Origin of the sequence: Heyndrickxia coagulans 36D1 (genome assembly GCF_000169195.2) — a bacterium.
Classification (GTDB): Bacteria; Bacillota; Bacilli; order Bacillales; family Bacillaceae_C; genus Weizmannia; species Weizmannia faecalis.
Window position 1 is genome coordinate 657,930 of sequence record NC_016023.1, and the last position, 22,591, is coordinate 680,520.

Consider the following 22,591-nt stretch of genomic DNA (forward strand, 5'->3'; position numbering starts at 1 on the left):
TGTCACCTCTTTATAAAACGGTCACCGTTTCCTAAACCCGGCGCTTTCCCTGCATCTTTTGCGGCCGTTTCCAATTGGTGCATCACTTTGGGAAGCAGCCGGGAAAATTCATGGGCAGTGAGTGTAGCGGACCCGTTTTCCCGGATCCACAAGTCAGCGCATGCCCCGTGGATATAAACGGCATTGGCAACCGCTTCCTTGATATTAGCATACGTGCATATATTTGCCAAGAGCATGCCGGTTAATGTATCACCGCTTCCGCCTTTTGCCAGGCTGCTGTTGCCGGTTGTATTTACATAGCCGCTGCCATCCGGAAATGCCATTACCGTGTACTGTCCTTTTAAAACGACGATGACCCCGTGTTCCTGTGCATAAGCGGAAGCAAGCCTGAGCCTGTCCGATGCAATTTGCCCGGTCGGAATGCCCGCCATCCTTGAAAATTCCCCTGGATGCGGCGTTAAAACGACCGGCGCCGTACGTTTCGGGTATGCCCTTTTATGTAATGCCCCGGCATCGAGGACAACAGGAAGTGGTTCTTTTAAAACGCCGTGAATGAAAGACTCCAGCTGCTCATCCGGCTCAATCCCGGGACCGATGGCCACCCCGGCAAATTTCTGCCCCAAATCGTTAAGCCGCTTTGAAAAATCCCTTTTTAAATAAGTCGCTTCCGGAACGAGTGTAGCGATCACATTCCGGGCACCGCTTTCCGTAAAAACGGAGAGTTTCCCGATCCCCATCCGCATGGCGCCGATCGCAGCCAGTGCCGCACTGCCCGGCATATCGTCACTCCCGGCAACCAAAAGCCCGGTCCCGAATGTGCCTTTATGGACATTGCCGCTTCTTTCGGGGAGCGAACGGATGACATCTTCTTCTGACCAAATTTTCCATTTTGAAGTATGCGGCAGACCGATCCCGACAGCCTTTGTTTCGCCGAAATAAGCGGAAGAAGGGAATAACAGGCTGGACGGTTTCAAACCATGAAGAGAAAACGTATAATCTGCGTGTACGGTATGCGGATCGGCATCACCCGTATCCCCCGCCACTCCCGTCGGTACGTCAATGGCGGCCACTTTTGCCTTCCGGGTATTGATCCAATCGGTTACTTCTGCAAGATCATCCCTGAGCGGCAGCCTTGTACCAACGCCAAGCAGCCCGTCTGCGATCCAGTCATAATGTTTCTCACGGTCAAAAGGGGCTGCTTCAAAGCCGCACGATTGAAAATAGGAAAAATGCTGCGCAGCCTCTTTCGTTTGCGGCGGGCCTAAAGGAAAGATCAAATCCGCGTTGTATCCGTTCAGTTTTAAATAGCGGGCAAGTACGATCCCGTCCCCACCGTTATTCCCTTTGCCGGAAAGCACCGCAATCGTGTCGCGTTTGGAAAGGAGCGGCGCAAGGGCGCGGTACAGACCGCTTCCGGCATTTTCCATCAGCGTAAACGTATCCATGCCGAAAGAAGCTGCATTTGCATCGGCTTCCTTAATTTCTTTGCTTGTATAAATTTGCATGGCCAAACACCCCCGTTCTCATAGTTTTATTGTAACACTGCTTGAATGCGACAACATAAAATTTCTAATTTCCGTATGTGTCAAGTTTTTCTCGACAAGGTTTAAATATCGGGTATTCCAAGACACTCTTTTTGTACACTTTCGGCTACCGTGCTTTACTTGCTCGGTGTAATTTTCGGAAAAGATGTAATATTTCCGTATAAAGATGGATAACGGGGATGTTGAGGCGCGCGAAATTCACTCGCTTTCCGCGGGCGGCCGGCGAGCCTCCTCGCTCGTACCTCGCTGCGGGGTCTTTCCTGGCTCGCTTTTCCCGCAGGAGTCTCGTAAATTTCGCGCGCCTCAACGATCAGTCCCCACTGAGCCAGGCTTAAAACGAAAGCTCTAATATTTTGCTTAAATGTCCCATTGCCGATGAACTGCTTGAATGCAGGGCAACTGATCCGTGCTTTACGCCCACTGACGGGCGTACAGGCTGCTTGAGTAGTTGAGACATCCTGATGAATTGTTTCAAGTTCCGTTGCTTTCTCTCGCTTCTTGAACGGTGTTTCAGATAGGCTTCTCTCAATGTCCCATTGAGTATGCCTTGTTTGATTTTCACCATGGCTTCTGCGCCAAGTTCACTCCAATGCATGCCCCTTTTTTTCATCCTGAAGGAGATATGCCTTTGATTCGATTCCATCGCTCCTAGGCCTCTCGCACCTTCCGGCACGTTTTTCACCCTGTCTCTCCAGTCAAAAATGCGGTCCCAGTTTTTCAAGATATACGAACGGAATTCCTTGATTTTCTTGAGAGCCTTTTTATCCGTCAAGGTGCTTTCGTGCGTATCCAAATATAACGTGAATTGGTCCAGGTCATGCGTTCTAATCGCTTTTCTAATTTGCTCCTTGATCTCGCTCTTTCCGCCCCCAAATGTCCTTATGATGGCTTGTGCAACGTGGTAGGTATCCAGCTGGTTGAGCACCGGAAATTCCGACTGTGAGAAAGCTGTTTGAAACCGTTCAGCTGTGTATCCCGCACCTCCATCACTGTTTGTAATGACATGCGTTTTTTCGAGGGAGTAGGTGTTGGCAGCTGTGGCTTGGACTTCATCCCAAAATGTCTGAATGTCTTCCGTCGTCATGATGACTGTGGGCTGACGCAGGGAGACCCTTTTACCATTGGTTTCCCATCCCTCATAGAGAATGGCGTGGTGGACTTCCATACTCTGTTTCTTTTTTAGTCCCCGAACGAATACACCATCTGCTTCAGAAAACAGGTAGTCTACCTTCTTCCCCTCAGGCAGGGAAACAGCTATTTCTAGCTCTTCTACAAGTGCCTTATCGGCTTCCGCCTGAGTTTTCCCTACGTGTTTTACCATGTTCCCTACAGTTGTGTGACTAAGACTCACTGCTGTCCACTCTTTTAAAATATCAGCTACTTCCCGATAGGTGTTCTCACTTGCCAACTCTGCCACCTTTAATTCCACTAACGGGCTGTATCGTTGGTGTGGTACCAGCCCTAACCATTCATCCAGAGGATAATGGGAATTTCCTCTCTTGTCATGCATTAATGAGCGTTTAAAGGTCACACTTCCAAATAGAAACTGAATGTTTCTGTTATCACTCCGGCAGTACACCCAGCCCTCCTCTAACTTCTCCTGTTTAATTGTTTTATCTAACTCTTCAAATATTTCCCCAACCCATTGTGTAAAAGCCTTCTGCATCAGAAGTTTAAGCTGTTCTTCAAATTCGATAAGACTCTTTGTATCCTTTAATAATCCAGCAATTATTGATATAATATCCATGGGAAGACCTCTCTCTCTAGATGTTCATCTTGAAGTGTACAATTAGATGATAGAGCGTCTTCCCATTTTTTTCCACTCATTTGCCCCTTCGAGTAAAATTTTACACATACTAATTTCCGAATCCTTTTTTTGTTTTTTTCGTATTTATGGAAGGGAATGGGTTTTATAGACAAGAAAGAAAGGGGTGGTAGGAATGAAACGAACTGCTGAAATTGTACTGAGCATCATTGGCGCGGTGCTAAACGGACTTGCCGCAATCCTCGTTATCTTCTTTACGATAGCCATGAAAAGCCAAAGTATTATCGACCAGCTGAAAAATGATGCCTCCATACGGGAAGCCGACTTTCAAACAGTCCTTCATACGATCCAGACGCTCGGCTGGGGAATTGCTGTGGTACTTATCATCGGAACGGTGATCGGCATTGTCGCCGCTGTTCAACTGAGGAATAACAAAAGGCCGAAGCTGTCAGGCATTTTGCTTATTATCGGTGCATTGCTTGTGTTCTTTTTCACCGTCGGATTCGGGGTGCTCCCGGCGCTGCTTTACCTGATTGCGGGCATTTTGAGCCTCGTGCGCAAACCGCCAGTCATCGTTTAATCGTTTAATAGAGCATGAGCCTTCCTGCATGAGGGAGGCTTATTTTGATACAAAAAAATAAATACGGCCAAGCGCGATTCCGCTTTTCATGCCAGCTAATCCGGCAATTAAAAAAGCCGGATGAAGATTTCCTGTCAAACGGAACACGGGAGCACGGCGTTTGCCGGTGGCCGTTTCAAAAATTTACCTGTATCATCATCTTCCCGCCTGAGCCGGAAACGATGCGTGTTTCAAAAAAATGTGATAAAATCATAATAAATCGTTTCAATATTCCGCCATTCAAAGGAACCTGCTTCAACCCGTTCTGTGAATTCTTAAAGGAGATGAAAGAGATGGGTTTATTGCATAAAGGTGTCACGATATTGGCTTTTGACGAAACGTATGATGAACAAAAAAGGATCCAGTCTTTTCCCCATGAAACTATTAATCTGAAACATATCCGCCATACCAATCTTTTTTGTGAAAAACAGGCGCTTTTCCAAATTGAAACGGCACTGGACCGCCGCAAACAAAAAGGCATCACCTTTCTTGGAAGTGGCAACTACCATTATGTGACCTCCCTGCTTTTAAAAAAAACGCCGAAACCGTTCACCCTTGTGCTGTTCGACAACCATCCGGACATGGACGACAGCTTTGAACAGACACTGCTATCATGCGGGTCGTGGGTATCCTACGCCTTAAAAACGAACCCGCTGCTGAAAAGAGTTGTCATCATCGGCCCGACTTCTTTCAAAACACATCGCCGCCCGCCACAAACCGTCCAAATTTTTCCTTTTAACGGCCGGAATCTTGAAAACCGGAAACGGATTTTATCCGCCATTCCAACAGATACCGTCTATATCAGCATTGACAAAGACGTCCTTTCCCCGGCTTTTGCCGAGACAAACTGGGATCAGGGGAGGATGGGCAAGCAGGAATTGCTGTCCTGTATTTCGGCCATTCTCGATCAAAAGCAAGTATTCGGCATCGATATATGCGGGGAAACCGCAGTCTCGCCGGCTGAACGCTTTCTCCCGCATGCATTTGAAATAAGCCAAAAAAACGACGCCATGAATGCTGAAATCCTCGAAGTTTGCCTGGAGCGGCACCCGCAACCAGCACTGCACGTCTGATTCTTTTTCTTACTTTTTAAAAAAGAAAGACTTGATCTTCCTCTGTAATCATGCTTTAATGTCTATTATACAAAGACATTTGTTTTCTGTAAAAATACATAAAGAGGTGTGATCAAATGAAATCGGACGTTTCAATCGGACTGCTTGGACTCGGAACCGTTGGCTGCGGCGTTGTCAAACTGATCCGGCAGCATCAGGAGGAACTCGTCCATCAGCTTGGGCGTGAAGTAAAGGTGAAACGAATTCTCGTGCGCGACACCGAAAAGGACCGCGGTGTAGACATTGATCCCGCCTCTGTCACTACAAATCCCGATGAGATACTAAATGACCCGGAAATCGATGTCGTCGTTGAAGTGATGGGCGGAATTGATGAAGCCCGCCGGTACATTGTCAAGGCGATTGAAAATAAAAAACATGTCGTGACCGCGAACAAAGATTTAATTGCTCTCTATGGACCGGAGCTTCAGGAACTGGCCTGGAAAAACCAGTGTGACTTGCTGTATGAGGCAAGCGTCGGCGGCGGCATCCCGATTATCAGGGGGCTTACAGACGGCCTTGTTTCCGACCGGATCCAAAAAGTGATGGGGATCGTCAACGGGACAACCAATTTTATTTTGACCAAAATGATGGATGAAGGCGTTTCTTATGACGAGGCGCTGAAAGAGGCACAGGAACTTGGTTTTGCCGAAGCTGACCCGACATCAGATGTGGAAGGCCTGGATGCGGCAAGGAAAATGGCGATTTTGGCAAGGCTCGCATTCTATACAAATGTGAAACTTGAAGATGTGGAAGTGGAAGGCATTACCCATCTTTCATCCGCAGATTTGCATTATGGGAAAACGCTCGGGTATACGATGAAGCTGATCGGCTTGGCGGAATGCCAGGATGAACATATTGAAGTGAGCGTGCAGCCGGCGTTTATCGCCCAAAACCACCCGCTTGCTTCCGTGAAAAACGAATTCAATGCCGTTTATATTAACGGGGAAGCAATCGGCGAGGCAATGTTTTACGGGCCCGGCGCCGGAAGCATGCCGACTGCGACCGCGGTCGTGAGCGATTGTATTGCCGCGATTAAAAACATGCAGCTCGGCGTGAACGGCCGGAACCTCAGGGGCCCGCGCTTTGAACGGAAACTCATGCCGCCTGAGCAGCGCTACGGGCAATTTTATATCCGTATGCATTTAAAAGACCAGGTCGGCGCATTTTCAAAAATTACAGCCGCCTTCAGCGCGCTCAATATCAGCTTTAAACGGATTTTGCAGACGCCTGATAAACGCGATGAGCTTGCGGAAATCATCATTGTTACCCACAAAGTGTCGCTCGACCGTTTCCAAAAGGCGCTCGAACAGTTAAATGAAATGCCTGTTGTCAAAGAAGTGAACAGCTACTACCGTGTTGAAGGAGAGGCATAAAAACATGAATCAATGGCCAGGATTACTCAAACAGTACAAATCATTTTTACCCGTCACAGACAAAACACCGGAACTGACATTATTTGAAGGCAATACGCCGCTTATCCCGTTTGCCCGCCTCTCGGAAAAGCTCGGCGTGGAATTGTACGGAAAATTTGAAGGTTTGAACCCAACCGGCTCTTTTAAAGACCGCGGCATGGTGATGGCGGTTGCGAAAGCGATCGAAAACGGCAGCAGGTCCGTTATCTGCGCCTCCACCGGCAACACTTCCGCTTCTGCGGCCGCCTATGCCGCAAAAGCCGGAATCCGGGCAATCATCGTGATCCCGAGCGGAAAAATCGCGCTTGGCAAACTGGCACAGGCCGTTATGTACGGCGCTGAAATCGTGGAAATTGATGGCAATTTTGACCAGGCGCTTAAAATCGTCAGGAAAGTAAGCGAAACTTCGCCTGTTACACTTGTAAACTCGGTTAACCCTTACCGGCTGGAAGGCCAAAAAACAGCGGCTTTCGAGATTTGTGAGCAGCTGGGTTCAGCACCCGATGTCCTTGCCATCCCGGTCGGCAATGCCGGAAACATCAGCGCGTATTGGAAAGGATTCAAAGAGTTCAATGAGAAATTCGAAACCGGCCTGCCGGAAATGCACGGCTTTGAAGCGGAAGGCGCAGCTGCCATCGTCCGGGATCGGGTGATCGAAAACCCGGAAACGGTCGCCACCGCGATCCGGATCGGCAACCCGGCAAGCTGGAAACTGGCTGTCAACGCCCGCGATGAATCAGGCGGCGTGATTGACTCAGTGTCAGACCCGGAAATCCTTGATGCGTTCCGGCTGCTCGCCCGCAATGAAGGAACGTTCGCCGAACCGGGTTCATGTGCGTCCATCGCCGGTGTCATCAAGCAGGTCAAAACGGGACAGATCAAAAAAGGAAGCAAAGTGGTTGCTGTCCTGACCGGAAACGGGCTAAAAGACCCGCAAACCGCCATGTCCCAAGTCGAAGTCCGGCCTGCCGTGCTGCCGGCAACGGAGGAAGCCGTGACAGATTATCTTTCGAATGTGATCCATGTATGAACAGGCTGGTTATCCGCGTCCCCGCAAGCACGGCAAATCTCGGGCCCGGATTTGATTCAGTCGGCATGGCGCTCAACCGTTTTTTAACGCTTGAAGTGCTCAGCAGCGAGGAATGGGTTTTTGAACAAGTATCACCCCTTTTGCCGCCGCTTCCGGAAGACAGCGACCCTTTTATCTTAAAAATTGCGCGGCAGGTTGCGGATTTATACGGCGTGCAGCTTGCCCCGTGCAAAGTCATTGTTGACAGCGAAATTCCGCTTGCTCGCGGGCTTGGCAGCAGCGCCTCAGCCGTTGTGGCCGGCATTGAACTTGCCAACTTTGCCGGAAATCTCAGGCTTTCGCTTGCAGAAAAGCTGGACATTGCCACCCGGATCGAGGGGCATCCGGATAATGTCGCGGCATCCCTGTTCGGCGGGCTCGTTGTTTCAGCCGAGCAAGGGGACGGACGAGTCGAAGTCGTGCCGTTTTTTGACATTATGGCGGATTTGCTCCTGTTTATTCCCGATTATGAGTTAAAAACGGAAGATGCGCGCAAAGTGCTTCCTGATTTTTATGCACGGAAAGAGGCGGTAAAAGGAAGTGCGGCCAGCAATCTTTTTATTGCGGCGCTCATAAGCGGCCAGTACGAACTGGCCGGAAAAATGATGGAACAGGACCGTTTTCACGAGCCGTACCGGACAAAATTGATCCCCGAATTTTTGGAGATCCGCCGGCTGGCCAAATCACTCGGCGCGTACGGGACGGTCATTAGCGGCGCCGGCCCGACGGTTATTTCGCTTGTGCCGTCCGGGCAGGCAGAGGCCATGGCAGAAACGATCCACGCCCATTTTCCGCATGTGCTGGTTGAACCGGCCAAAATTGACCGGACCGGCCTTTCCGTCGAAAAATATGCGGCATCCAATATGCTGAACTTATAAAAAAGGTTTGGAGCATCTCCAAACCTTTTTTTATTTCCCCAAAAATGAGGCAAGTTCTCTTAACAGTTCATCTTTGTCTTTTTTCAACGCATCCGAAGAGAGCATCTCCCATTTCCGCGGGCGCGGCAAATGCACCTTCAATTCGTGGATGATGGCGGACGGCTGCTGCGACATGACAAAAACACGGTCCGATAGCAGCACGGCTTCATCAAGATCATGGGTAACCATAAGAATCGTCTGGTTTCCTTTCTCCCATGATTCGAGCAGCCAGCGGTGGACATCCATTTTAGTAAAGGCATCGAGCTTCCCGAACGGTTCGTCTAGCAGCATAACCGGTTTTTCGCATAAATACGTGCGCAAAAAGCTGATCCGCTGCCGCATGCCGCCAGAGAGCGAGGCGGGATAGTGGCCGGCGTAATCCTCAAGGCCAAACTGCCGGAGCACCTCCATCCCCCGCAAAACCCGTTCCCGTTTCCGCACCCCTTTTATTTCAAGCGGCAAAACAATGTTTTGCAGTGCCGTCCGCCAAGGCAGAAGCAAATCCTGCTGCGGCATGAAACCGGCGGCATCCTGAACCCCATCCGGTTTGCCGTCAAGCAGCACTTTGCCGCCATTCGCCTTTTCAATCCCGGCAATGATATTTAACAGCGTGCTTTTTCCGCATCCGCTCGGCCCGATAAAAGTACAGAATTCACCTTTCCGGATCGTTGCGGAAATGCCTTCCAGCACTTTTTTCCCGCCAAATGTTTTCGTAATACCTTCCAATTGCAGATACGTCATGGCCGGTTTGGAAGAAATTCGTTTGTGTAGGCAGCCTTGATGTTGATTTTTTTCTTAATGACTTTATGGTCATAAAGGAAGTCCATATAACGGCGCCACACTTCTTCCTTCTGTACCCCCCATTCCGCGGCATCGTCCTGGTACTTCGTGCTTAGCCACTTCTGGCTGGCGCGGACAAGCCCTTTATTTGTATCCGGCACGTCCTTAATCAGGATATCGGCGGCCTGTTCCGGGTGCTTGATCGCAAATGTATAGCCTTGAGCCGTAGCCTTCATAAAAGATTTGACAAGAGGTTTATCCCCTTTGGCCAGTTTTTCGCTTGTAATGATGACCGGGCTGTAATAATCAAGCGCAGGGTCGAGATCTTTGACCATGATAAGATTCAGTTTTTTCCCGCTCCGCTCTGCCTGGATGCCGTCCCAGCCGTAATAAATCCATTCAAAATCCGCTTCACGCCCGATTGATTTGAAAAAATCCGTCTGGCCGAGCACAATATTTTTTACTTTGCTGTAGTCGGCGCCATATTTTTCCATGACCGTTTTGATGACGGCTTCTTCAGACGGCGAACCCCAGCCGCCGTAACGTTTTCCTTCAAAGTCTTTCGGAGAAGTGATGTTGTCTTTTTTCAAAGAAGCAAAGCCGGAAGTATTGTGCTGGATAATCGCGGCAATGGACACAATCGGAATTCCTTCCGTCCTTGCCGTGGTGACATTTTCCTGATAACTGACCCCGAAATCCGCTTTCCCGGAAGCCACCATTTGTTCAGCCGTAATATTGTCCCCCGGCTGGATGATTTTCACATCCAGGCCCTGCTTTTGAAAATAGTGTTTTGTTTTAGCTACATACAGGCCGGTATGATTGGTGTTCGGAAACCAGTCCAGCACAACCGTCACCTTTTGCAGCGCTTTTTTGCTGCTTTCCTTCTGCCCGCTTCCGGCGCATCCGGCAGCAAGCAGCAACATGGCCGCCTGCAAGATGATTAACATTTTCTTCATTGATGATCTTCCTTTCGGTATACCCATGGTGCGGATAGCCTTTGCAAACATTCAACAGCGCCGTATAAAAGAAATGTGAGCCCAATGATGACAGCAGAGATAGCAAACAGGCGGGCCGTCATAAAAGATTTCGTCGCCCTTGTCAGCATGACGCCGAGCCCTTCGCTTGCGCCGAGCCACTCACCGATAATGGCACCCATCACACTATATGTAACGGCAATTTTTAAACCGGAAAAAAAGTAAGGGAGCACAGCCGGAAATTTGACTTTCCGGTATAGCTGCCATTTTGAAGCATGCATGGTCTTTAACAGTTTCACCAAGTCATCATCCACCGTTTGAAACCCTTCCAGGATGCTCAATGCCAGCGGGAAAAAGCAGATTAAAATGACCACAATGATTTTTGACTGGAGCCCGAATCCGAACCAGACGATTAAAAGCGGCGCAATTGCCACAATCGGAATCGTTTGCGAAACGACCAAAAGCGGCCGGACCAGCATCCGGAAAACGGGAACCATATCCATAAAAACGGCAATCGCTGCGCCAATCACAATGGAAAAGGCTAACCCGATCAATACTTCTTTTGCAGTTTGCCAAATATTGGGCCAAACCATCCATTGCAGGCTTTTCAATTCCTGCCATACTTCCGTCGGTTTTGGCAGCATCCATTCACTGATATGAAAGCCGGCCGTTACCCCTTGCCAGACGAAGAGCAAAAAAATGAGCCAGGCAGCCGTGAGCGCCGTGTTAACGAACCGGCTGCGGCGTTTGTTCGCGATATTTTGCAATTTTTTCATCCATTGTCACCCCGGTGCTTGGCCGGTAATGGATTTTGATCGATGTGAGGACATCAATCGCACCGGCTTGGACGCAAGCATCCTGCGCTTTTTTGATGATCTCAAGCAGCTCGTCAAGATCGCCTTCCATCGTCGTTTCCATTGCCCCGACTTCATAACGTACGCCGGCGTTTTGGACGACTTCGATCGCGCGGTCGACGACACCGTATAAGTCATCACTTTTAATATGCGGAACAACTGAAAAAGAAACCGTTACTTGATTCGATTTTTCCATCAAATTCTCCTCCTTTTTTTCAAATAAAAAAGCTTTCATTGCATGCGCAAGAAAGCCTGTCCATCCAAAACATGCCGAAACATGCTTCAATATGAGACTCCCTACGCTGGCATTATCCAGATCAGGTGAAGGGTCGATGCAAAGCGGCATCCTCTCAGCCAAACCGGCTCCCCTGCTTTTTTTCCTTGTAATTTTATTGTAACATGAAAGCCATCCTTTTTGGCAAAAAATTTTCAATAGGATGGTGCGGTGCGCAAGCCGGCCTTTGCCTGCCTTGGTAAAGATTGGGGCGTTAAGATAGCGGGGATTTTTGACGGCCTTCCTTAACATAGAACGCCTCTACGTTAAGATAGCATGTCTTTTTTTCGGACTTCCTTAACGTAGAACGCCTCTACGTTAAGATAGCATGTCTTTTTTTCGGGCTTCCTTAACATAGAGCGCCTCTATGTTAAGATAGCGGAACTTTTGGGCAGCCTTCCTTAACATAGGACGTCTCTACATTAAGAAAGCATGACTTTTGGGCGGGCTTCCTTAACATAGAACGCCTCTACGTTAAGATAGCGGGCATTTTTTTCGAGCTTCCTTAACGTAGAACGCCTCTACGTTAAGGAAGCGGGACTTTTGGACGACCTTCCTTAACATAGAGAGTTCTACGTTAAGATAGCGGAACTTTTTGCCGGCATTCCTCAACATAGAACGCCTCTACATTAAGAAAGCGGGCATTTTTTTCGAGCTTCCTTAACGTAGAACGCCTCTACGTTAAGGAAGCGGGACTTTTGGGCAGCCTTAACATAGGACGTCTCTACATTAAGAAAGCATGTCTTTTTGTCGAGCTTCCTTTCTATGTTAAGATAAATCCTGCTTTTTTCACCCTTCCTTAACATAGAACGCCCTACGTTAAGATAGCGGGGATTTTTGGTCTCCTTCCTTAACGTAGAGTGACTCTACGTTAAGGTAGCGAGGATTTTTCGCGGCCTTCCTTAACGTAGAGTTCCAACCCGTGCGTAAGTAACGCCGCTTATTCATGCTTTAAAGGCAAGGGTTTCCCTGCATGCCAACCCAAAGTTCCGACTGTTCGAGCGCATAAGCGACATCCAGCAGCCAATGTTCATTTCCTTTCGGCGCAACCAGCTGTACCCCTAAAGGAAGCCCGGCCGCTGTTACATGAACCGGCAGGCTGATCGCCGGCTGCCCGGTTAAATTGGCCAGCTGCGTAAACGGGGAAAACGTTAAGCTCGGTTCAAACATATCATAGACAAGTGCCTGCTGCTTTTCTTTCGGAAGTCCGGTAACGCCAAACAAGCGATCCCGCTCTTTCCCGGTTTGGGTAAGTTCCCCGATTTTCGGTGCCGGAAACGCGGTTGAAGGCGTGATATACAGGTCATAAGTCTCATGGAAAGCAGCCATTTGTGCTGCGGCTTTATCCCACTCCGCAAGGCTCTTTGCGTATTCCGCCGCCGTGACATTTTTCCCGGCAGCATACAAGACCCACGAAACCGGCTCCATATCTTTTTCCGTAAGCGGGCGTCTAAGTGCGCTTTCCAAATCCGAAAGTTCCGCCGCCATTTCCCCGCAGTTCATTAAATAATAGTTTTCCATCAGCCGCCTGCCGTCAACACCGTTTTTGGCTTCTTCCACAAGATGGCCCTCCTGCTCCAGCCATTTTGCCGTTTTATAGACAGCCTGTTTTGCATCGCGGCTGACAGGCGTCCCGACCGGCGATTCAACCGAAAACGCGATCCGGTATTTTTTCGTTCCACTCCGCTCTAGTTCCTTTACATATCCCGGAAAAAGCGGCGTTTGAAAAGCAGCGGCGGGCTCTACCGTTTGTAGCACATCGAGGAGCGCTGCACTGTCTCTGACTGTTTTTGCCAGCACAAAGTCAATAGCCGCCCCTTGCCATTGCCGTCCACGGCCCGGCCCGACCGGTGTCCTTCCCCTTGTCGGCTTTAATCCTGTTAAACTTGTAAAAGAAGCTGGGATGCGGATCGATCCGCCGCCGTCACTTGCACCGGCAACCGGTACCATCCCGGAAGCCACCGCAGCCGCGGAACCACCGCTTGATCCGCCGGGTGAAAAATGGGGATTCCACGGATTGCGCGCCGGACCATAAAGTTCAGGTTCCGTAATATTTTTTAATCCAAATTCCGGTACGTTTGTATGTCCGAGAATGATAAACCCCGCTTCCTTCAATTTTGCCGTAAAAAAAGCATCTTCTCTGGCACGGTTTTGCTGGAGCAGTTTTGATCCGGATGTGAGCAGCTCGCCCTTTACTGCCTGAGAAAGGTCTTTCAGCAAAATCGGCACGCCGGCAAATGGCTGCTCATCTGTACGGAGCGTGGCCGCTTCCTTTTTTGCTTTCTCAAACCGTGTCCGGATGACGGCATTTAAACGCCTGTTTGTTTTTTCAATCCGGGCCATTGCCGCCTCAAGCACTTCTTCCACACTTACTTCTTTTCGCTTTACGAGTCCGGCCAGCCCTGTTGCATCATACGATAGATATGCAGATTCTTCCATCTCTCTCCCTCCATTTAATTCTATATTGACTGAATTTTATGGAGATGTCAAAACCTATGAAACTCGTTTAACCCTTTTTCTACCGGGTAAAAATGCACTATCACCATTAGGAGGCAGATAGAGATGGCAAAAGAAGTAGTTGGTATTTACACAACGTTGCAGGAAACGATTGACGTAGTAGACCGGTTGACCGCACAAGGCTACAGCACTTCCAATATTTCTATTATTTCAAACGGGAATGATGGAACTTTATTGAAAAAGCAGACCGGCGCAAATGTGGACCACACCACCACTGTCCAGGATGAACAAAACAGCTCTGTCTGGGAGAAAATCAAAGGGTTCTTCAAGCCGGACTATTATGATGAAACGACAAGAAAACTGACCAATCTGGATCTCCCGCAGGACGAACTGGACCGCTATTCGACTGAAATTGATGCCGGACACTATCTTGTGCTCGTAGACAATGATGCTTCTGCCCTCAATGAAACGGCCGCTCCCAGAACAGCCGATCCTGCCACAGAAGTTTCCGGCCAAACAACGGCATCCGGGTTGAAAAACGAATTTGGCGAAAACTACTCAACGTCGCAAGAAAAAAGGTAGATGTTCGCGAAAAAGTGCTGGATGTCGAAAAAAACCCTTGCATTTAAAATTTTTGCCAAAGCTGTCAGTATCCATTTTGCTTATTGAGTAAGCCCCAAATAGGCCGGCCGCTAAGTTTAAAAGGGCAAACCCGCACGGAAAAGGCGGGTTTGCCCTTTTTCTTTACGTTGATGAGGAAGGATCAGGCGTAACAGGCAGAATCGTTTTAGCGATCGACTGGTCGAGCGCTTCAAATTCCTCTAAAGAAATCGTGCTGTAAAGCTCTTTTCTCGTCTGCATGTCGGAAAGGGCATTTTTTTGCGTGCCTTCGTTTTTGATTTTTTCAAACACCCTTTCATAAGCTTTTGCGGCAACGCGCAGCGAAGTAACCGGATAAATGACCATCGCGTATCCCATTTCCTGAAATTCTTCCGCCGTATAATACGGGGTTTTACCGAATTCGGTCATATTGGCAAGGAGCGGCGCTTTTATTTTTTTCGCAAACAGCCGGAATTCATCACGGGACTCGAGCGCTTCCGGAAAAATCGCATCCGCCCCCGCTTCCACATACGCCTCAGCTCGCGTCAAGGCGGAATCCAGCCCTTCGACTCCTCTTGCGTCCGTACGTGCGACAACTACGAGGTGCGGTGCCACACTTTTGAGCGCCCGGATTTTTTCGCGCATGTCGGATGTCTCCACAAGCTGTTTGCCGTTTAAATGCCCGCATTTTTTCGGAAGCTGCTGGTCTTCAATCTGAACAGCCGCAACCCCTGCTTCAACCATTTCGCGGGCGGTGCGGGCAACGTTCAGCACGCCGCCAAAGCCGGTGTCAATGTCAACAAGAACCGGTAAATCGGTGGCACGCACGAGATCGCGTGCACGTTCCGCCATTTCCGTCAATGTGATCATGCCAAGATCCGGAATCCCTTTGCTCGCGGTATAGGCAGCGCCTGATAAATAAAGCGCCTCAAACCCTGTGTTTTTTGCAATGAGTGCCGCCATTGCATCATGCGCGCCGGGGATTTGCAAAATGCCTGGCGCCTGTATGCGTTCCTTAAACCGTTTGGCAAGCGCCTCCTGTGAAGACGGGTGATTGACAATCCAAACCATGGTGCAACATCCTTTCTACAAGGTGAATAAATTGACGAATTCATGAACGGCCATTTTTTCAAGCGCTTCTCCCGCAAGGCAGGCTTCTTTGATCCTTTCCTGCTGCTTCGCGGAATAGTGGGTGGCGATATTATCCGAAAACTTGGTGATAATTTTCGGGATCGCTTCTTCCCTTCTGAAGCGGTGGCCAAGCGGATACTCGACTTCCACATTTTCAGTTGATGTGCCGTCTTCAAAAAAGACTTGTACGGCATTCGCGATGGAACGTTTATCCGGATCAAGGTAATCGATGCTGTATTGTTTGTTTTCAACAACTGCCATTTTTTCCCTCAATGCATCAATGCGCGGGTCAGCGGCGACTGCGTCTTCATAATCGTCCGCCGTAATATTGCCTTTGATCAGGCCGACAGCCGTCACATACTGGATGCAATGGTCGCGGTCAGCAGGGTTATAAAGCGGCCCTTTTTTATCAATGATGCGGATGGCAGATTCATGCGTTGTAATGGTAATATGCTTGATTTGATCCAGTTTCCCGGCGACAACCGGATGGAGTTTAACTGCGGCTTCTGCTGCCGTCTGTGCATGGAATTCTGCCGGATACGATACTTTAAATAAAACATTTTCCATCACATAGGAACCGAGCGGGCGGGCCAGTTTCAGTTCTTTCCCTTTGAACATCACGTCCTGGAATCCCCACCCGGGTGCGGAAAGCGGCGTTTGATAACCCATCTCCCCTTTCATCGCAATCAGCGCAAGCGCCACGCCCCTGCTGGTTGCATCGCCGGCCGCCCATGATTTGCGCGAACCGGTATTCGGCGCATGCCGGTATGTGCGCAACGGGCCGTTATCAATCCAGGCGTGGGAAACGGCGTTCATGATTTCGTTTTTCCCGCCGCCGAGCATTTTTGTCGCAACAGCAGCTGTAGCCACTTTGACAAATAAAACATGGTCAAGCCCGACGCGGTTCAAACTGTTTTCCAAAGCAAGCACACCTTGGATTTCATGGGCTTTGATCATGCCCTCGAGCACATCGCGCACTTTTAGCGGTGCTTTCCCGTTGGCAACGCGCGTCCGGCTCAAAAAATCCGCAACAGCAAGGATGCCGCCGAGGTTGTCGGAAGGGTGCCCCCACTCCGCCGCGAGCCACGTATCGTTATAATCGAGCCAGCGGATCATGCAGCCAATATTAAACGCCCCCGCAACCGGATCGAGCACATAGGAAGTGCCCGGCACATGCGTCCCGTTCGGCACGGTTGTACCCGGAACGATCGGACCGAGCATTTTTGCACACTCCGGAAAACGGAGGGCGAGAATGCCGCAGCCGAGCGTATCCAAAAGCCCGTAACGCGCAGTCTCAAAAGCTTCGGAACTCGTAATCTCTTTGTCTAGCACATAACGGGCAATTTCTTCTATCAGGGCATCCCGCTCCCCTGTTTTTTCATTTACAGCTGTTGTACCGGCCAATTTAAACATTCCCCTTTCCAAACTTCATCTGCAGTGCAACACCGGGTCCTTAAGACAGCGTTTTACCCCAGCTTTTTGTTCACTTTATCTCTTAATGGTCCCGCCTTTTTAAAACCTCATCTTGCGAATGCAAGCCATCCGGTCGCAGGCCTTTTTAAAACTTAATCTTGCGGATGCAAACCGCGCGGGCCTTTGTATTGGACGCGCGGACGGAACAGGCGGTTGTTTTCATGCTGCTCCATCACATGTGCGCACAGCCCGACCGTTCTTGAACTGAAAAAGATCGGCGTATAAAGCGGAATCGGAATGCCGAGCATCCAATAAACCGGGGCTGCATAATAATCGAGGTTCGGATAGAGCCCTTTTTCCTGCGCCATGATTTTTTCCCCGGCTTCGCACATTTCAAGCAGCGAATGATCCCCTTTTTCCGCACAAAGTTCTTTCAGCGCTTCTTTCATCATCAAGGCGCGCGGGTCCATCTTTTTCATGTAGACGCGGTGGCCGAACCCCATTACTTTTTCTTTGTTTTTCAGTTTCGTATAAAGCATTTCTTCAAATTTTTCCACCGTGCCGGCTTCTTTCAGCATCTCCATCACCGCTTCATTGGCACCCCCGTGCAGATGGCCCTTGAGCGATGCCACTGCGCCTGTTAACGCCCCGTATAAATCGGACAAGGTGGACGCAATGACCCTTGCCGTAAAAGTCGAATTCGGCAGTTCATGTTCGCTGTACAGGACAAGGGAACGGTCGAAAATCTTTTCTTCCTTTTCCGAAGGGACTTTCCCGGTGATCATGTACAGGAAATTGGCGCTGTACGACAAATCCTGCCGCGGTTCAACCGGGTCTTCGCCGTTTAAAAGATGGTAGCTGTTTGCGACAATGTTCGGCACATTCCCGAGCAAATGGTATGCACGGTTTAAATTGGCTTTGCGGGAGCGATCCAGCAGGTTTTCATCATACCCCGCCAGCGCTGAAACCCCTGTACGGAGCGCATCCATCGGGTGGGTGGATGCCGGCAATAGCTTCAAAATGTCCAGCACGGCTTCCGGAATCCGGTAGTTTTTCTTTAAACTTTCTTCCAACGCTTTTTTCTCGGCATCATTTGGGAGCGTGCCTTCAAGAAGCAAATGCACGATGTCCAGATAGCTTTTCGTTTTCGACAACTCAATCAAGTCATACCCCTTTAAAACGATCTCGCCCTGGGCCGTGTCAAGAAAAGAAAGCTCCGTTTCAACAGCGACAACCCCTTCAAGCCCCGGCACAAACTGTGTCGTATTTCCCATCTCCATCCATCCTCCGTTTCTGTATTTTGCCAAAACTGTAAGCACTTACAGTTTTATGTAAAACAAAGTTGCCAATACCCCTGATGCTTTCATAAAAAAACATATCATAATATTTACAAAATGACAACGCCCACAGGCTTTGGACGACGATTCAGAACGGTCCTGTGATCCGGCTTTTCAAACAGCCCGGCTTCAGGGAAACTTTCCGTGCTCTTCCTGCCATTTCCCCGGAACAGCCAACAAAAAAAGACAAGTTTAACCTGCCTTGTCTTTTAAAACTATTGCTTTTTCGGTTTTCTCTTAAAACTGCGCTTCACAACATCGAAGAAACTCAGTGACTGAACCATCCGATTCGGATCCACATATTGGCGGACCGCCCGCAACACCCTTTTCGGATCTTTGGAAGAAAAGGTGTATGTCCCGTTTTTCTTCGTTTTGATCGCATAACGCGGGATCCATTTTCCTTTAAACATGACGGAAGCGATCACGTAATCGACTTCTTCCCAAGGAATTTGAATGTATTTGCGCACATCGCGCTCATTGAAAAATTCAAATCCTTTATCGCCGATCATGATTTTGCCGTAATCTGTCAATCCCATATGCGCGGCTGCCTTTATCACCAAATCCACTTTTGTATTGATTGATTGGACCATTTGATCCACCCCGTTCTTTTCTTTTTGTGGTTTCAAAAATTCATATCTATACAGCTTATCTTGATTTCCGGATCTTCGCTTCTAAAAAGGGTCCTGGTTGACCGGTGAAACGGCTGTACATCGCAATTCTTCCCGCAACCGTATTTGTAAATCCGGGGCAAATCTTCCCCGGCTGGCCTCTCCCTTATTATACGAAGTTTTACCGCCTGAAGCAAAACATACTCAGAACCCGTATACAACCCAGGGGCTGGCGGTTTTTTTGAAAAAAGCCCAGGCCAGAAAGCCCGGGCATTTGCCTTTTCTTACATTAAGTGAATTAAATGGAATACGATACCAACAACAAACAATCCAAGAATCATAACGATCGGAGACACTTTCTTTTTCAAAAGCCACATGCAGAACAGCGTCAAAAGCAATGCGGCAAGGCCCGGAATTAAGCTGTCCAGGTTGTTTTGCAATGTCGTGACTTTGACCGGTTCCAATGAGAGGCCGGCAGCTTGCTGTTCAAGCGCCGTTTTAATCCCCTGTGCTCCGGCAGGCAAATGATTCCAGTCAATATAAGCGCCTTTAGAAAGTTTTACTTGTGATACAACTGGTGTAAACTTAATCGATACCCATCTGTTAACCAGCGCGCCAAGGATAAACATCCCAAGGATCGATGCGCCTTTTGTAATATCCTGAAGAATGCCGCCCGATAAGTCCTCCGTAATTCTTGAACCAGCTCTGTAGCCGAATTCTTGTGTATACCACAGGAATCCCATCCGGATGAGGTTCCATGCAACGAAGAAAATAATTGGCCCGAGAATGTTGCCGTTCAATGCCAGAGAAGCACCTAACGCACCAAGGATTGGCCTGACCGTGAACCAGAATACCGGATCCCCGATCCCTGCCAAAGGCCCCATCATCCCGACTTTCACACCTTGAATGGCTGTGTCGTCAACGGGAGCGCCGTTTGCACGTTCTTCTTCAAGCGCTAAAGTTACACCAACAATCGGTGCAGCGACATAAGGGTGAGTGTTAAAAAATTCCAAGTGGCGCTGCAGGGCAGCAGAACGGTCTTCTTTCGTTTTATATAATTTTTTGATGGCCGGAATCATGGTATATGCCCAGCCGCCGTTTTGCATCCGTTCATAGTTCCAGGAACCTTGAAGGAAAGTTGAACGCCACCATACAGAAATACGATCTTTTCTAGATAATTTTAGTTCTTGTGCCATTTTTCTGTCCGCCTCCTTCTTAGTAATTGTCAATAATATCGCCTAACGGATCGCCGGTGTTTGCATTTCCGCCGCCTTTACCGGAGCCGCCTTGTTTGGAGAGCGCCAAATAAATCAGTGCAAGTGACACACCGATACCGCCAAGGCCGATAAGGGTAATTTGCGAAACAGTTGCCAAAACGAACCCAATGGCGAAGAACGGCCATACTTCTCTTGTCGCCATCATATTAATGACCATTGCATAACCAACAGCAACGACCATTCCCCCGCCGATTGCAAGGCCGTCTGTCAACCAGGTCGGCATGGCGGATAACAAGTCACGCACCGGTCCTGCACCAATGGCTAAAACCAGGACTGCCGGAATCGCAATACGCAGCCCTTGCAGGCAAATCGCAACAATATGCCAAAACTCAACTGTTCTGATGTTTCCTTCCCGCGCTGCGGCATCCATTAAGTGGACAATCCCTGTTGCAATGGTACGAACGATGATCGTCAATAAGAGGCCGGCAACCGCAAGCGGAACGGCAATCGCGATTGCAGAAGATACACCGGCTTTGCCTGCGCCGCTTAAAACTAAGATAATGGCAGATGCAACGGATGCAAGCGCAGCATCCGGCGCTACGGCAGCCCCGATGTTTGCCCAGCCTAAAGCGATCATTTGCAGGGTACCGCCTAAGATAATACATGGCACCAAGTTACCTGTAACGAGGCCAATTAACGTACAAGCAACGAGTGGCTGATGGAACTGGAATTGGTCCAAAATCCCTTCCATACCAGCTAAAAATGCTACGATAAAGACTAGTATCATTTGGACAATATTTAAATCCATAACGAGTCGTCCTCCCTTTTCTCCTGATGGGCAGGATTATTTTTGTTTGTTCAGCTCTTCCTGAGCCCTTTTGAGAATTTCGTCCATGTCGCCTTTTGCATCGCCCGGAACTTTGCGCACATCAAACTTTAGCCCCAGTTCTTTCATTTTTTTGAAAGCATCAATATCATTCTGGCTAAATGCCAGCACCTTGTTTGGCTGAACTTTGCCCGGCGAGTGTGCCATGGAACCGACGTTGATTGTTTTCAATGGAACGCCGCCCTCGACTGCACGGAGCACATCCTGCGGGTTTTCAAAAAGAAGCAGGGCGCGCTGGCCACCGAAATGCTGGTCATCTTTCGCAAGTTCAATCATTTTACGGATAGGAACAACGTGTGCCTTTACACCAGGGGGCGCAGCCTGTTGAATCAGTTTCTTCCGAAGTTCGTCCTTCGCTACCGCATCCGATACAACGATGATACGTGTAGGCCGTGTCGTTTTTGTCCAAGATGTTGCGACTTGTCCGTGGAGCAGGCGAGAGTCGATCCGTGCCAGCACGTATTCAAACTTGCCAGGAGCCCCTGCCGTTAACGGTTTTCCGGCAGGCTTGGAAGGTGCGGCCGGCTGTAATGCTTCAGGCCTTACTTTCACGCCTTCTTTCGCTGCGCCTAAAATATGCGCGGCAATGTCCTGGGCTTTGTTCATCGTGGCGCGTGCTGCAAATGCTTCAATGAGCATTGGCAAGTTCATGCCTGAGACGATGGCCCACTTGTCTTTGTGTTCTTCAAACAAGCTGTTGGCCTGGTTGAAAGGTGTTCCGCCCCAAAGATCGACTAAGAAGAGGACTTCATCCTGGTTGTCGAAAGAGGCGACTGCTTCTTTCATTTTTGCCTTTACGTTATCAGGGCCTTCGCTCGGCATCAATGTAACAGCTTTTACATTTTCCTGCTTTCCGAAGATCATCTCTCCGGATTGCAAGACACCATTGGCGAAATCGCCGTGACTGGCAATGATAATTCCTACCATCTTCTTACCTCCCTAATCGTATTGTTACAGTATCAATCTTATAAATAAGTTCTAAAGAACCTGTAACTAAATTCATGGATGTAGCCGTTTTTCCTTTTTGATCAGCTGCATCAAATCGATTTTCCGGTCGGCGGGCACTTGGCGGATTTCCAATTCGATGCCGCGTGCAGCCAGCTTCGCAAAGGCCTGGATATCATCCTCATTGACTGAAATAAAATTGGTGATCATCTTCTTGCCTTCCGTAAAACGCATGCCGCCGATATTGACCGATTTCAAACCAACCCCTGCCTGGACAACTTCCAGTACATCCTGCGGCGAAACAAACAGCAGCATCACTTTCATTTCGTCAAACAGCCGGTTTTGGTAAAGTTCAAGCAGTTTTTGCTTCGTAATGACATGTGATTTGATGCTCGGTGGTGTCGCTTGCTTCAATAAAAGCTTTCGCAGCTCGTCATTGGCGGCTTCATCATTGGCCACTAAAATCCGGTCAATCCCCACTGCCCTCGACCAAACCGTGGCAACCTGGCCATGAATCAAACGATCATCAATGCGCGCAAGCCGTATATCCAATGCCATCCGACCACCTCCTGCTAATCAATCGTAAAAAACTTGCCTTTCCGCCTATTATAATGCAAGATGTGTGCCAACTTTTGAGTATCAAAAAACAACCGTTGTCAAATAAGCGTTTTCAGAAA

Annotated in this window: 21 protein-coding genes and 1 riboswitch; of the genes, 6 read left to right on the forward strand and 15 right to left on the reverse strand. The window is 49.0% G+C overall.

All coding sequences use genetic code 11. From position 1 onward, the window contains the following. Positions 1–2: 2 nt before the first annotated feature. On the reverse strand, positions 3–1,505 hold the full coding sequence (locus tag BCOA_RS20375; protein WP_014095993.1) for a bifunctional ADP-dependent NAD(P)H-hydrate dehydratase/NAD(P)H-hydrate epimerase: 1,503 nt from the start codon (positions 1,503–1,505) through the stop codon (positions 3–5). Between the two features lie 370 nt (positions 1,506–1,875). After that, the gene (locus BCOA_RS20380) at positions 1,876–3,291 is read right to left on the reverse strand and encodes an ISLre2-like element ISBco6 family transposase (RefSeq protein WP_014095994.1); all 1,416 of its coding nucleotides are present in this window, start codon (positions 3,289–3,291) and stop codon (positions 1,876–1,878) included. Between the two features lie 193 nt (positions 3,292–3,484). Between BCOA_RS20380 and BCOA_RS20385 the strand changes: the two genes are divergently transcribed. The 5 genes from BCOA_RS20385 (at position 3,485) to thrB (ending at position 8,399) form a co-directional block, all read left to right on the forward strand. Then, a complete protein-coding gene (locus BCOA_RS20385; RefSeq protein ID WP_014095995.1) occupies positions 3,485–3,889 on the forward strand; it encodes a DUF4064 domain-containing protein in 405 nt (134 codons plus the stop codon). A gap of 332 nt (positions 3,890–4,221) precedes the next feature. Beyond that, a complete protein-coding gene (locus BCOA_RS20390; RefSeq protein ID WP_041818211.1) occupies positions 4,222–5,001 on the forward strand; it encodes an arginase family protein in 780 nt (259 codons plus the stop codon). A gap of 116 nt (positions 5,002–5,117) precedes the next feature. Further along, positions 5,118–6,413 carry a homoserine dehydrogenase gene (locus BCOA_RS20395; RefSeq protein ID WP_014095997.1) on the forward strand — a complete coding sequence of 432 codons (1,296 nt, stop codon included), beginning with the start codon at positions 5,118–5,120 and terminating at the stop codon, positions 6,411–6,413. Between the two features lie 4 nt (positions 6,414–6,417). Further along, positions 6,418–7,482 carry a threonine synthase gene (gene thrC / locus BCOA_RS20400; RefSeq protein ID WP_014095998.1) on the forward strand — a complete coding sequence of 355 codons (1,065 nt, stop codon included), beginning with the start codon at positions 6,418–6,420 and terminating at the stop codon, positions 7,480–7,482. Next, positions 7,479–8,399, forward strand: a complete 921-nt coding sequence (thrB, locus tag BCOA_RS20405) for a homoserine kinase (protein WP_014095999.1) — start codon at positions 7,479–7,481, stop codon at positions 8,397–8,399. Before thrC ends, thrB begins: the two co-directional genes overlap by 4 nt. 30 nt (positions 8,400–8,429) lie before the next feature. On the opposite strand, the gene BCOA_RS20410 is transcribed toward thrB, so the two are convergent. The 5 genes from BCOA_RS20410 to BCOA_RS20430 form a co-directional block, all read right to left on the reverse strand. After that, the gene (locus tag BCOA_RS20410; protein WP_013858512.1) at positions 8,430–9,179 is read right to left on the reverse strand and encodes an ABC transporter ATP-binding protein; all 750 of its coding nucleotides are present in this window, start codon (positions 9,177–9,179) and stop codon (positions 8,430–8,432) included. Beyond that, a complete protein-coding gene (locus BCOA_RS20415; protein WP_014096000.1) occupies positions 9,176–10,174 on the reverse strand; it encodes an ABC transporter substrate-binding protein in 999 nt (332 codons plus the stop codon). The genes BCOA_RS20410 and BCOA_RS20415 overlap by 4 nt, the downstream gene beginning before the upstream one ends. Next, a complete protein-coding gene (locus BCOA_RS20420; protein WP_035182360.1) occupies positions 10,171–10,968 on the reverse strand; it encodes an ABC transporter permease in 798 nt (265 codons plus the stop codon). The genes BCOA_RS20415 and BCOA_RS20420 overlap by 4 nt, the downstream gene beginning before the upstream one ends. Further along, complete coding sequence (locus BCOA_RS20425; protein WP_013858509.1) at positions 10,919–11,242, reverse strand: MTH1187 family thiamine-binding protein; 324 nt, start codon at positions 11,240–11,242, stop codon at positions 10,919–10,921. The genes BCOA_RS20420 and BCOA_RS20425 overlap by 50 nt, the downstream gene beginning before the upstream one ends. An 81-nt stretch (positions 11,243–11,323) precedes the next feature. After that, positions 11,324–11,426: riboswitch (TPP riboswitch) on the reverse strand. An 845-nt stretch (positions 11,427–12,271) separates the two neighbouring features. Then, positions 12,272–13,759 (reverse strand): amidase, encoded by a 1,488-nt coding sequence (locus tag BCOA_RS20430; protein ID WP_014096003.1) that lies wholly within the window; start codon positions 13,757–13,759, stop codon positions 12,272–12,274. A 123-nt stretch (positions 13,760–13,882) separates the two neighbouring features. Between BCOA_RS20430 and BCOA_RS20435 the strand changes: the two genes are divergently transcribed. Next, on the forward strand, positions 13,883–14,359 hold the full coding sequence (locus BCOA_RS20435; RefSeq protein ID WP_014096004.1) for a general stress protein: 477 nt from the start codon (positions 13,883–13,885) through the stop codon (positions 14,357–14,359). Between the two features lie 162 nt (positions 14,360–14,521). Here the strand turns inward: BCOA_RS20435 and prpB are convergent, their stop codons facing one another. The 8 genes from prpB to BCOA_RS20475 form a co-directional block, all read right to left on the reverse strand. Next, complete coding sequence (gene prpB / locus BCOA_RS20440) at positions 14,522–15,448, reverse strand: methylisocitrate lyase (protein ID WP_014096005.1); 927 nt, start codon at positions 15,446–15,448, stop codon at positions 14,522–14,524. Between the two features lie 15 nt (positions 15,449–15,463). Continuing rightward, positions 15,464–16,921 carry a 2-methylcitrate dehydratase gene (prpD, locus tag BCOA_RS20445; protein ID WP_014096006.1) on the reverse strand — a complete coding sequence of 486 codons (1,458 nt, stop codon included), beginning with the start codon at positions 16,919–16,921 and terminating at the stop codon, positions 15,464–15,466. 152 nt (positions 16,922–17,073) lie between these two features. Then, the gene (mmgD, locus tag BCOA_RS20450; protein WP_014096007.1) at positions 17,074–18,195 is read right to left on the reverse strand and encodes a citrate synthase; all 1,122 of its coding nucleotides are present in this window, start codon (positions 18,193–18,195) and stop codon (positions 17,074–17,076) included. A gap of 278 nt (positions 18,196–18,473) precedes the next feature. Next, positions 18,474–18,848 carry a DUF956 family protein gene (locus BCOA_RS20455; protein WP_014096008.1) on the reverse strand — a complete coding sequence of 125 codons (375 nt, stop codon included), beginning with the start codon at positions 18,846–18,848 and terminating at the stop codon, positions 18,474–18,476. Positions 18,849–19,150: 302 nt separating this feature from the next. Continuing rightward, positions 19,151–20,062: a PTS system mannose/fructose/sorbose family transporter subunit IID gene (locus BCOA_RS20460; RefSeq protein WP_014096009.1), complete on the reverse strand. Its 912-nt coding sequence runs from the start codon at positions 20,060–20,062 to the stop codon at positions 19,151–19,153. A 19-nt stretch (positions 20,063–20,081) separates the two neighbouring features. After that, positions 20,082–20,891, reverse strand: a complete 810-nt coding sequence (locus BCOA_RS20465) for a PTS mannose/fructose/sorbose transporter subunit IIC (protein ID WP_014096010.1) — start codon at positions 20,889–20,891, stop codon at positions 20,082–20,084. Positions 20,892–20,927: 36 nt separating this feature from the next. Next, positions 20,928–21,896 carry a mannose/fructose/sorbose PTS transporter subunit IIA gene (locus BCOA_RS20470; protein ID WP_014096011.1) on the reverse strand — a complete coding sequence of 323 codons (969 nt, stop codon included), beginning with the start codon at positions 21,894–21,896 and terminating at the stop codon, positions 20,928–20,930. Between the two features lie 72 nt (positions 21,897–21,968). Then, positions 21,969–22,472, reverse strand: a complete 504-nt coding sequence (locus tag BCOA_RS20475; RefSeq protein WP_014096012.1) for a PTS system mannose/fructose/N-acetylgalactosamine-transporter subunit IIB — start codon at positions 22,470–22,472, stop codon at positions 21,969–21,971. Between the last annotated feature and the right edge of the window lie 119 nt (positions 22,473–22,591).

Bases quoted from the DNA above. Each gene is read 5' to 3' on its own strand.
- BCOA_RS20470 (WP_014096011.1), bottom strand. From the start codon at position 21,896: ATGGTAGGAATTATCATTGCCAGTCACGGCGATTTCGCCAATGGTGTC.
- prpB (WP_014096005.1), bottom strand. From the start codon at position 15,448: ATGGTTTGGATTGTCAATCACCCGTCTTCACAGGAGGCGCTTGCCAAA.
- prpD (WP_014096006.1), bottom strand. From the start codon at position 16,921: ATGTTTAAATTGGCCGGTACAACAGCTGTAAATGAAAAAACAGGGGAG.
- mmgD (WP_014096007.1), bottom strand. From the start codon at position 18,195: ATGGGAAATACGACACAGTTTGTGCCGGGGCTTGAAGGGGTTGTCGCT.
- BCOA_RS20415 (WP_014096000.1), bottom strand. From the start codon at position 10,174: ATGAAGAAAATGTTAATCATCTTGCAGGCGGCCATGTTGCTGCTTGCT.
- BCOA_RS20375 (WP_014095993.1), bottom strand. From the start codon at position 1,505: ATGCAAATTTATACAAGCAAAGAAATTAAGGAAGCCGATGCAAATGCA.
- BCOA_RS20390 (WP_041818211.1), top strand. From the start codon at position 4,222: ATGGGTTTATTGCATAAAGGTGTCACGATATTGGCTTTTGACGAAACG.
- BCOA_RS20380 (WP_014095994.1), bottom strand. From the start codon at position 3,291: ATGGATATTATATCAATAATTGCTGGATTATTAAAGGATACAAAGAGT.
- BCOA_RS20430 (WP_014096003.1), bottom strand. From the start codon at position 13,759: ATGGAAGAATCTGCATATCTATCGTATGATGCAACAGGGCTGGCCGGA.
- thrC (WP_014095998.1), top strand. From the start codon at position 6,418: ATGAATCAATGGCCAGGATTACTCAAACAGTACAAATCATTTTTACCC.
- BCOA_RS20475 (WP_014096012.1), bottom strand. From the start codon at position 22,472: ATGGCATTGGATATACGGCTTGCGCGCATTGATGATCGTTTGATTCAT.
- BCOA_RS20425 (WP_013858509.1), bottom strand. From the start codon at position 11,242: ATGGAAAAATCGAATCAAGTAACGGTTTCTTTTTCAGTTGTTCCGCAT.
- BCOA_RS20420 (WP_035182360.1), bottom strand. From the start codon at position 10,968: ATGAAAAAATTGCAAAATATCGCGAACAAACGCCGCAGCCGGTTCGTT.
- BCOA_RS20435 (WP_014096004.1), top strand. From the start codon at position 13,883: ATGGCAAAAGAAGTAGTTGGTATTTACACAACGTTGCAGGAAACGATT.
- BCOA_RS20465 (WP_014096010.1), bottom strand. From the start codon at position 20,891: ATGGATTTAAATATTGTCCAAATGATACTAGTCTTTATCGTAGCATTT.
- BCOA_RS20460 (WP_014096009.1), bottom strand. From the start codon at position 20,062: ATGGCACAAGAACTAAAATTATCTAGAAAAGATCGTATTTCTGTATGG.
- BCOA_RS20385 (WP_014095995.1), top strand. From the start codon at position 3,485: ATGAAACGAACTGCTGAAATTGTACTGAGCATCATTGGCGCGGTGCTA.
- BCOA_RS20410 (WP_013858512.1), bottom strand. From the start codon at position 9,179: ATGACGTATCTGCAATTGGAAGGTATTACGAAAACATTTGGCGGGAAA.
- BCOA_RS20455 (WP_014096008.1), bottom strand. From the start codon at position 18,848: ATGGTCCAATCAATCAATACAAAAGTGGATTTGGTGATAAAGGCAGCC.
- BCOA_RS20395 (WP_014095997.1), top strand. From the start codon at position 5,118: ATGAAATCGGACGTTTCAATCGGACTGCTTGGACTCGGAACCGTTGGC.
- thrB (WP_014095999.1), top strand. From the start codon at position 7,479: ATGAACAGGCTGGTTATCCGCGTCCCCGCAAGCACGGCAAATCTCGGG.